This window comes from Luteibacter rhizovicinus (genome assembly GCF_004342265.1).
Lineage (GTDB): Bacteria > Pseudomonadota > Gammaproteobacteria > Xanthomonadales > Rhodanobacteraceae > Luteibacter > Luteibacter rhizovicinus_B.
On the sequence record NZ_SMCS01000005.1, the window covers coordinates 211,441 to 220,537 of the forward strand.

Consider the following 9,097-nt stretch of genomic DNA (forward strand, 5'->3'; position numbering starts at 1 on the left):
CCGGCGACGCGTTCAGCGGCGGCTCTTGCCCACGAAGCCCAGTGCGCGCGCCCATTCGGCATCCCTGCGCTGCGTGTCGGTACGCTGGCGGCGATAGTGGCGTTCCGCGCGGTCCTGTAGCCAGGTGACGTAGCGGCGCAGCAGTTTTTCGCTGGCGTGCTCACCACGCACCAGCGATGCGAGGATGGCGCGGAGCGGTGCCGGTGCGAAACGCGTGAACAGATCGTCGTCGATGCTGACCACCGCTTCGGTCGTGCCCGGATCGCCTTGCCGTGCGCAGCGGCCGAACAGCTGACGGTCGACGCGCGCGGACTCGTGGAATTCGGTCAGGATCACATGCAGGCCACCGGCCTGCTCGATCTCCGGCGCAAGCTTGATGTCCGTGCCGCGTCCGGCCATGTTGGTGGCCACGGTGATTCTTCCCGCGCCGCCGGCCTGCGCCACGGCTTCCGCTTCGCTCTTGTCCTGCCGCGCGTTGAGCACCGCGTGTTCGATCCCATTGGCACCGAACAGGGCGGCGAGGCGTTCGGATGCTTCGACCGATCGTGTCCCGACAAGCACCGGGCGTCCGGTACTCGCGACTTCGACCGCGCGTCGTGCGACCGCCTCCCAGCGCAGGTCCGAACTGGCGCAGACGATATCGCCCAGGTTTCGCCGCCGCGTCGGCTTATGCGTCGGAATGCGGGTCACCGACAAGTCGTAGCTGCCTTTCACTTCGGCGGCGACTTCCTGCGCCGTGCCGGTCATGCCGCACAGCAAAAGATAACGGCCGAAGAAGCGCTGATAGGTTATCTGCGCAAGCGTGCGCCGCTGGCCCGTGATCTCGCAGCCTTCCTTGCATTCGATCATCTGGTGCAGGCCGCGCTCCCAGGTACGATCGGGCATGACGCGACCGGTCGATTCGTCGACGATCTGAACCTTGTCGTCGGCCAGGATGTAGTGCTGATCGCGCTGAAAGCCGTGGACTGCCGAAAGCGCTTTCTGTACGAACTCTTCGCGCCACATGGCCGAACGCCACATGCCGCCGAACTCCGCTGTGACCTCGCGCACGTGTACCTTGCCGCCCGGTGTGAGCCAGATGTCCCGATGGTGGTTCGCCGCGTAATGCACATCGCGTTCGAGCGACGTGGCCAGTTCGATCGCGCGCGTATAGATCGTCGGATCGAGATCGTCGGGCAATGTTTCGCTGATGATCAATGGCGTACTGGCTTCGTCGATCAGTACGCTGTCGGCTTCGTCGATGATGGCGATGTGCAGGCCACGAAGGATGGGCGGTTCGCCCGCACGGCCGCCGGCGAATTCGGCCAGGCGCTGCTGCGTGCGCGACGATTCGCCCATGGCGATGGCGTCCTTCAGGTAATCGAACGTCAGTTCCTTATTGGATACGTAGGTAATGTCGCAGGCATAGGCTGTGCGACGGTCCGCGACGCTCATGTCCTGTAAGACCACGCCGATTTTCAGCCCGAGGAAATCGAATAGCGGGGTATTGTGTTCGGCGTCGCGCTCGGCGAGATAGTCGTTGACCGTGACGACGTGCGTCGCGGCACCGGTCATGGCCGCCGAGCACGCCGCGAGCGTGGCCGCCAGCGTCTTGCCTTCGCCTGTGGACATTTCGGCAAGACGACCCTGCAACAGCGTGCGACCGGCGAGCAGCTGGACATCGTGATGACGCATGCCCAGCGTACGCCGCGACGCCTCGCGGATCAGTGCGAACGAAGCCGCAAGGCACACATCCGTAAAGCCCTCCCGATGCATGCGCCGTGCTTCCGCGGCCAGGTTCGTGCGCAGGGTGTCGTCGTCGAAGACTCGTGTGGCTTCTTCGAGTGCATTGGTCGCATCGAGGAAACGTTGCGCGCGACGGCCGTCGAAGCGGGGCAGTTTCGCGAGCCACGTGCGAAGGCGTGCTTCCCACGGTGCGCGCTTCGCATCCACGCGTTCGAGGTAAGGACCGTCGCCGAGCTCGACCTCGCGCCCGGCCAGCAGTGCGCGTACGTCAGACACCGAAGTGGCTCAGGAAGACCTGGCGGAGGCGCCGGATCGCCTGCAGCGCCATGGGTTCGTAGCCGTGGTCGAAACGGATCTGCACGCGCTCGCCGAACACCGGCTGCGAATCCCGCGGCAGCGCCAGGTCGACGATAAAGACCCGCTGGATTGTCTTCACACCCTTGGAATCGTTCGGGTGCGTCGCGATCGTTCCGCCGGCATTGAGACCCAGGGCCGCCGTCGGCAACTCGTCGACGCCGCCGGGAAACGCACGGATGACCCGGGTCGTCCATGCGACGCCCAATGAGTCCGCCAGCCGAAGACCAACACCGGACAGGCGCGCATGGACCAGATCGATATCGTCCTGTTGCACCACGGCGCGCACGATCAACTGGCGATCCTGCAACACGTAGCCAAGCAGCTCGCCCTTCTTGTAGTAGCGTCCCGGCATATCCTGCGCCGTCGCGACGACAAGACGGCCATCCTCGCCGGCGAAGCCGGTCAGATTCGCCATCCGGGTTTCGATGCGTGCGAGCGTTTCGCGTGCCTCGTCGAGCTGACGTCCCGAGATCGCGGCCTTCGTCGGATCGATGAACTGCTCGGCGTCATAACGCGCCTGGGCCTGCGCGACCTTCGCGCGATCGACCTCGTGCTCGGCGCGAAGCTGTGCGTTGTCCAGCACGTACAACGGCTGGCCCGCATTGACGTGCGCGCCCGGGGTGGCCAGCCAGCGCACGAAGAAACCATTGCCGCCCGCATGTAGCATCGCCTGCTCGGGGAGCCAGACAACCCCCAGCGCGCGGGTATGCAGCGGCACGGGCACGAACAACAGCAACACGAGCAAGCCGCCGATGAATGCGAACGTGCGGCGCATCGCACGCGTCCTTACCCGATGCAGCGCGCCAGCGGTGGACAGATGTTTCCAGCCCTTGCGGATCGGCGCGCCGATCAGGCCATACGCGCTCCACAACGCCATCATCGTGCCAACGAAAAAGAACTTGCCCGCCACCACGAAGATCACGGAAACGGTGACGAACGTGCGATAGCACCAGGCGAGCGGCGTATAGACCGTCAGCCAGCGTTGTTCCGACGGCGTTTCGTCCGGGCGCGTGGCATCCATGGAGCCGAAGGCGTAGCGATCGATCAGATAAGTCCACCAGGCCTGCCCGCGCTGGGCGAGATTGGGGATCTCGATCAGATCCGAAAGGATGTAGTAACCGTCGTAACGGAGCAGGGGGTTGCCGTTGACCACCAGCGTGGAGACGCCGCAGATCACCATGACGTTGAAGGCGACGCCACGCATGACGCCCGGCTCGGCGAGCAGCCAGACATGCAGTGCGATGGCCGCGAGAAACAGTTCGACGAGCATACCTGCCGCCGCGACCGTGGCTCGCCGGTACTTCGAAGGAAACGCCGCCGACGATGACGCTTCGACGTAGGGAACCGGCGCGAAAATAAGAAACATCAGGCCGAGTTCGCGCACCGCGCCGCCCCAGCGCTTTGCCGCGAAGCCATGGCCGAGTTCGTGCAGCAGTTTCACGACCGGATAGACACAGGCCATGACGAGCAGGTTGCTCGACGAGAGCACCCGATCCGACAGGTTATGCGTTAGATCGGTCCAGTGCACGCCGGCCAGGAACAGCGCGGGGATCACCGCCAGTGCCCAGAGCACGGCACCGATGGGACCGAAACACCACGCGAAGTACGGCGACAGCACCGTCAGGAAGCGATCTGGATTGACGAGCGGAAACTTCAGGCTCATCGGATTCATGAGCCACTGACGGATCATTTCGGAACGCTTCTTGTTGTGCCGTTCCAGCGATGCGGCCGAGTCGGGTACCGCATCGGTCTGCAACAGATCGGCGCCGTGCAGCTGTGAAAGCAGATCGACGATTTCCGGCTGCGTGCATGCGTCGCGCAGCTCGGATGTATTCGCCTGTTCCCACAGCGACTGCACGGTGGCGTTGCCGTCCATCCCTGCGAGAAAGGCATACGCGGCGGCGGAAAGCCGGTAAACGCGCCCGCCGGTCTGGTCCTGCACGACGTACCACGGACGCCCGCGGAACACGACGCGCTGGATGCGCGCATAAGGCGTAAGACGCGGTCGAAGCGAGGCGACGCTGTGCCATGAGGGACTGAAAGGGCTGCGCGCCATGACCGGTCAGAGACCCCACGTCCAGAGTTGCAGGCGCAGCCAGTCCAGCGCCCCGTGCAACAACACCCAGCCGAGCTGGCGGCGGCCGACGTCGACCTTGGCCACGCCTTCCATGCCCGGCAACAGCAGGTTCGACGGCTTCGTCAGCCGGGCCTCGACGCGGTAGAAATTCTTCCCGTCTTCGGCTGTTGCCACAGGCATGACGCGAAGTACGTCGATTGTCATCGCATGACCGGCGAAACCGTTCATGACCAGCTCGCCGTGCTGTCCGTCGCGGATGGGTGCGATGTCGCGCTCGTCCACCTCCAGGATGATCCGGTAGCTGTCCAGTGGCGCGATCTCGAACAGCTTCTTGCCGGCTTCCACGGGCGTGCCGATGTCGTGGGACAAGTCGCCGCTGACGACGACGCCATCGTAGGGCGCGCGTACCGTCGCCCGGTCGAGTTTGTCGTCCAGCAGGTCCAGCTGCGCCTGCGCTTCGGAAAGCTGGGCGCTCGTTACGCCGATGGCGGTCAGGTCGTGTCCGGCCATCGCTTCGCGCAGCTTGTTGTCGTACTGATCGCGCTCGCTGGCCCAGCGGATGCGTTCGACGCGCAATTCGTGATCGTCCAGGCGCGCCACCTGCTGCCCCTTGCGAACGGTGTCGCCCGCGCGGACAAAACCTTCGGCAAGGAAACCTTCGAACGGCGCGGCGGCGACGCGCTGGATTTCGCCTTCGGTGACGGTTTTGGCCGATACGCGATAGTCGACCGGTATGCAGACCAGCGCGACGGCGACAAGGAGGACGAGCAGCCCCACGGCTTTCCACACGAGGAAGCGTGGTCCGACAAGGTTGCGCCAGAACCGTACGGCTTCGTCGCGCATCCTGCCGAACGACGTGCGCTCGGCGAGCATGCGCTGTTCGACGACCGGTGCCACCAGGGCGGCGAATGCATCGATCCAGCGCCGCTCCGTTTCGTCCAGTGGCTGGCCTTCGCGCTCGAAGGTCACGACGGCGATGGTTCTGGCGTGTTGCACGATCGGAACGGACAGCACGACATGCGCGCCCGTGCGCTGCAGAAGTTCGGTATGCGCGCGGTAGCCGGACGCGGGACGCCCGTCGCGCCCATCGCTGGCTTCCACGGCCTGTGCGAGGTCCGTGGCTTCGGCCATCGCGTCGCGATAGGCCTGCACCAGTGGCGAGGACTTCTCGAATGTCGCCGCTTCGGACAGGGCGGCAAGCCGCACCTGCGCATCGCGAACCAGTCCGATCGCGACACGCGTGCAGTCGAAACGGCGGCGCAGTTCGTTCACCAGATCGAACATCGCCTGCTGGAAGCGCACATGACGCAGCGCCGTAGCCAGCGTGTGCACGATGCCCGAAGCGCGCTGGCTTGCTTCCACCGCGTCGTCCAGTTCGCGTTTGCCCAGCAGATTGGTCAACCACGCACTGGCCCAATGCACTTCGCGCAGCAGCGCAGACAGCACGATGGGATCGGTCGGCAGCTCGAACACCGCTGCGCCGGCTATGCGTTCGCCCGACATAACGGGTATCGCGGCATGCAGCACGCCCGGTGCATCGGCGACGGGGAGGACGGCGATACGGCGGTCGCTCAATGCCTGGCTGACGGCAGGTCCCATGCGGGCCATATCGGCATCGACGGCGGGCCAGACCGCGATGGGTACGTAGTTCTGGCCGTCGCTGGCTTCGATCAGTACGGCGGCTTTGCGCACGCTGGGAAACTTTTCGCAGATCAGCGTCAGCCAGGCATCGCAGAAAACGTCCGATGTGCGCGCGGCAACGAAGCGCTCCCACGCGGGTATCGCCGGAAGAGCCGCGACGACGTCCTGATCCGGTTGTTCGGTAACGACGTTCATGGACCGGCCTCCGCGGCGATGCGGTCGCGATCCGCGCGAACCGCGACGAACAGGCTGTCCAGTTCGTCGATGTCGGTACCGCTCAGGTCGCCAAGCGTCGCCTTGAGCTTGATGAATGAGGTGAGCTGCTGATACGCGCCCTTGCGCACGTCGCGGCGCGCGCCAGCCAGCTGCTGTCGCGCGGTGAGCACGTCGGCGTCGGTTTTCACGCCATGCAGCGTGCCGCGTTCCGCCAGCGCAAGGGCGCGCTGTGCCGAATGGATGGCAGTGCGCGCCGCGTTGGTCTTCGCGCGACCCGCGCGCCAGCCGAGAAACGCCGTCTTCACGTTGAGTACCGCTTGCCGGCGTGCGGACTCCTGGTCGTCGCGGGCCTTTTCGCGCATGGCGATGGCCTCCGCGACCTTGGCCGACTGCGCGCCACCGGAGTAGAGCGGCACATTGAGCTGAAGGCCGATGGCCAGCTGACGGATGCGATAACCCGGTTGTCCGGGGAAGTTGCCGACGTTCTGATCCGTGTTGCCGAATGTCGCGACCATGTCCAGCGTCGGTTGGTAGCCCGCACGCTGTTTCGAAATTTCGTCTTCCGCCGCGGCGACGGCCGTCGCCGCGGCGCGCAGGGCGGGGCAGTGGCTGTCGATCTGCGCGAGCCACGCATCCGCGTCGTCGCCGAGCAGATCCGGAATGCTGGCGTCCTCGCGCAGCCAGGGCTGGACGAGCCCTTCGCTGGAGCCGATCCACTGTTCGATCGCGGCGGCCTTGGCGGCGAGGTCCATCTCGGCGGAGAGTTCGTCGGCCGCGGCTTCCTCGTACTTCGCCCGGGCATCGTCGGCCTTGGGTTCGGACTCCGCACCGAGTTCGGCCCCTCGGCGCGCGATATCCCATTGGGCGCGCAGCGCGTCCCGCTGGGCGGTGGAGAAGTCGACGGCGTCCCTTGCCTCCATCAGGTCGAACCAACTGGTCGCCAGCTTCAGATAAAGCTGCTGCTCGGTGTCGGCCAGTTGATAGCCCGCCTGTTCGGTGGCCTTGCCCGCCTGCTGCAACGCGACCGTATTCGCCCGCCGCCACAGGGGCTGGTTCAGGCTCAGCTGATTGCCGTTGCTGTGGTAGTGGTCCCGTAGCGTCGCCGTATGGGTGTCGAGCGTGTTGTAACGACGGCCATTGCCGTTGGTGTTGGCGGTGGCGGTGATCTGCGGAAGCATGGCGCCCAGCGCCTGCCGTTCGCGCGCACGCGCCGCGTCGACGTTGGATTGTGCCGCGCGATAGCCCGGTTCGCTGTCGTGGGCAAGCGAGAACAGTTCGCCCAGCGTCACCGTCTGTGCGACGGCGGTGCACGAAGCGAATAGGCAGGCGATGGCGAAAATCGGTAAGCGGTAACGGTTGACGACGTACACCTCAAGTCCCTTCGCACGCGCAGGGAGAGGCGGACCGTCATGGCCCTGAGACGGCACGACGCACGCCCCGGCTGATGGCCGGGCATGCGATCGGACGTTTTGCGATTTCCCCCTGTACGCGGGCATTTTCGCACCCGCCCCGGTCCGGTGCCAAGTGCAAAGCGGGCCATCTTCACAAACCCGTGGAGGCGGTGTCCGGGTACAATCGCCGGGCGGTTTCCAAGGGGGAAAACATGAAACGCATCATCGGAACGGTCGCCCTCGCGATCGTGGCAACGGGCTGCCAGACCACCGGCGGCAGAATCACGCAGATCGACGTCGGCTCCTCGCGCGATCAGGTCGTGGAAACGCTCGGCCGTCCGGACTCGGTCCGCACGGTAACCGACTTCGAAGTACTCAGTTACCTGGACCGTCATCGCACCCGCATGTCCGTCGCGCATACCGATTATTCGGTGGTGCTGAAGGATGGCAAGGTGGTGCAGTTCGGGCCGGGACAAGTACGGCGCGACGGGCTGCATTCGGTGGTTATCGATCCGGCGTTGCGGTAACGGCGTTCAGGGAGGGAATACCGGTGTGACGCTGGCGCCGGGTTTGCGTTTTACTTCAGTCAACGCGACGGCATCGGCGGCACCGAAGGTCTGTTGGGCTTCGACCCACTCCTTCGGGGTGTACTCCGACACGTCACCAGGTACAAACATGTCGCGTTGGACCCGGCAGGGCGCGCATCGCTCGGTTGTTATGAAGAGCAGCGACACCCATCCATTCCGTCGTCCTGGCGGGATCGCCCGGCCCGACTCGAACTTCACGGTAGTCACTGTGCTGCCGTCCCTTTCCGGATACGTCGAGCGTTCGGCGACGTGGAAGCCTGCCGCCGCGTATGCGCTTTCGTAAGTCGAAAGCAGCTTGGTCGCCGTTATGCCCGAGTACTCCGTCATGGGGACGGCGGGGGTTGTCGCGACGCTCGTATCGCTAAGGACGGATCCAAGCGTCAGAAGAAAGCAGGCAACACCGACGAAGTGCCTGGGGTCTATACCGCGATTGTCGTTGCGAGCTTTCACCGCCTTCCTCATACCGGGAACGCTCAGTGATCCACTATGTCGAATTCGTGCAGGTGATAGGCACCGATTGCTTCTTCGGCTTTGTGCTGGGCATCGCTGCCCGCCTGGCCAAGAGCATGCTGCACTTCTATTTCCCGCTGTGGGTCGAGCGCGCCCCCGAATGAAAAGGCGCTGCTTTGCTGTGCAACTCCGGTACGTCCGGACTTTCCTGCCGTGGGATCGTACGAGAAGGTAAACATCAATTCGGCGTAATAAGGAGGCTTGACCGACGCTAGCGCGAAGGTCCGGTTTTTCGACTCGCTTACCCGACTGATGTGCTGTGTCGTCCGTGTCTTGACGATGAATCCCGCATGGACGAAGGCCTGTTCATAGGCTTCGATCACTTCGTTCGGCGTGATCCCCTGGTAGTAAAACGTAGGGATGTGCGGGCGGGCGGATGGCGGTGGCGGCGCACCTGCCGCCGACAAGGGCAAACTTGCCGCGAGCAGATAGGCGCCGGTGAGCACCGTAGCGCTTCTTCCCGGTTTGCGGCCGCTGCCTTCGTTCGAGCTGGCTGTCATATTCCTGTCCTGGTCGTTGCTGTCACTGGCCCATCTTATGGGAACCTGGCGTCGGTCGTCCGCCGCCAGGTTTGCCGCCGCTACACGCGTTTG

General features: G+C 64.7%; 8 protein-coding genes. 2 read left to right on the forward strand and 6 right to left on the reverse strand.

Annotated features, from left to right (window positions below; translation table 11 throughout):
- Window positions 1–12: 12 nt before the first annotated feature.
- Genes EC912_RS13935 through EC912_RS13950 form a run of 4 tightly spaced genes read right to left on the reverse strand, consistent with a single transcriptional unit; the run spans window position 13 to window position 7,386 of the window.
- On the reverse strand, window positions 13–2,001 hold the full coding sequence (locus EC912_RS13935) for a preprotein translocase subunit SecA (protein ID WP_132145074.1): 1,989 nt from the start codon (window positions 1,999–2,001) through the stop codon (window positions 13–15).
- Complete coding sequence (locus tag EC912_RS13940) at window positions 1,994–4,138, reverse strand: peptidase M50 (protein WP_132145076.1); 2,145 nt, start codon at window positions 4,136–4,138, stop codon at window positions 1,994–1,996. The genes EC912_RS13935 and EC912_RS13940 overlap by 8 nt, the downstream gene beginning before the upstream one ends.
- Window positions 4,139–4,144: 6 nt before the next feature.
- Window positions 4,145–5,995 carry an HlyD family efflux transporter periplasmic adaptor subunit gene (locus EC912_RS13945; protein WP_132145078.1) on the reverse strand — a complete coding sequence of 617 codons (1,851 nt, stop codon included), beginning with the start codon at window positions 5,993–5,995 and terminating at the stop codon, window positions 4,145–4,147.
- Entirely contained in the window at window positions 5,992–7,386 is a 1,395-nt protein-coding gene (locus EC912_RS13950; RefSeq protein WP_165973602.1) for a TolC family protein, read from the reverse strand. The genes EC912_RS13945 and EC912_RS13950 overlap by 4 nt, the downstream gene beginning before the upstream one ends.
- A gap of 233 nt (window positions 7,387–7,619) precedes the next feature.
- Here EC912_RS13950 and bamE point away from each other — a divergent pair, with 233 nt between their 5' ends.
- Window positions 7,620–7,934: an outer membrane protein assembly factor BamE domain-containing protein gene (bamE, locus tag EC912_RS13955; RefSeq protein WP_165973603.1), complete on the forward strand. Its 315-nt coding sequence runs from the start codon at window positions 7,620–7,622 to the stop codon at window positions 7,932–7,934.
- 6 nt (window positions 7,935–7,940) lie between these two features.
- Here bamE and EC912_RS19415 read toward each other — a convergent pair whose 3' ends face one another.
- Window positions 7,941–8,084, reverse strand: a complete 144-nt coding sequence (locus EC912_RS19415) for a hypothetical protein (protein WP_165973604.1) — start codon at window positions 8,082–8,084, stop codon at window positions 7,941–7,943.
- Between EC912_RS19415 and EC912_RS13960 the strand changes: the two genes are divergently transcribed.
- Entirely contained in the window at window positions 8,083–8,277 is a 195-nt protein-coding gene (locus tag EC912_RS13960) for a hypothetical protein (RefSeq protein WP_132145084.1), read from the forward strand. The two genes, EC912_RS19415 and EC912_RS13960, sit on opposite strands and share 2 nt — an antisense overlap.
- Window positions 8,278–8,467: 190 nt before the next feature.
- On the opposite strand, the gene EC912_RS13965 is transcribed toward EC912_RS13960, so the two are convergent.
- The gene (locus EC912_RS13965) at window positions 8,468–9,004 is read right to left on the reverse strand and encodes a hypothetical protein (RefSeq protein WP_132145085.1); all 537 of its coding nucleotides are present in this window, start codon (window positions 9,002–9,004) and stop codon (window positions 8,468–8,470) included.
- Between the last annotated feature and the right edge of the window lie 93 nt (window positions 9,005–9,097).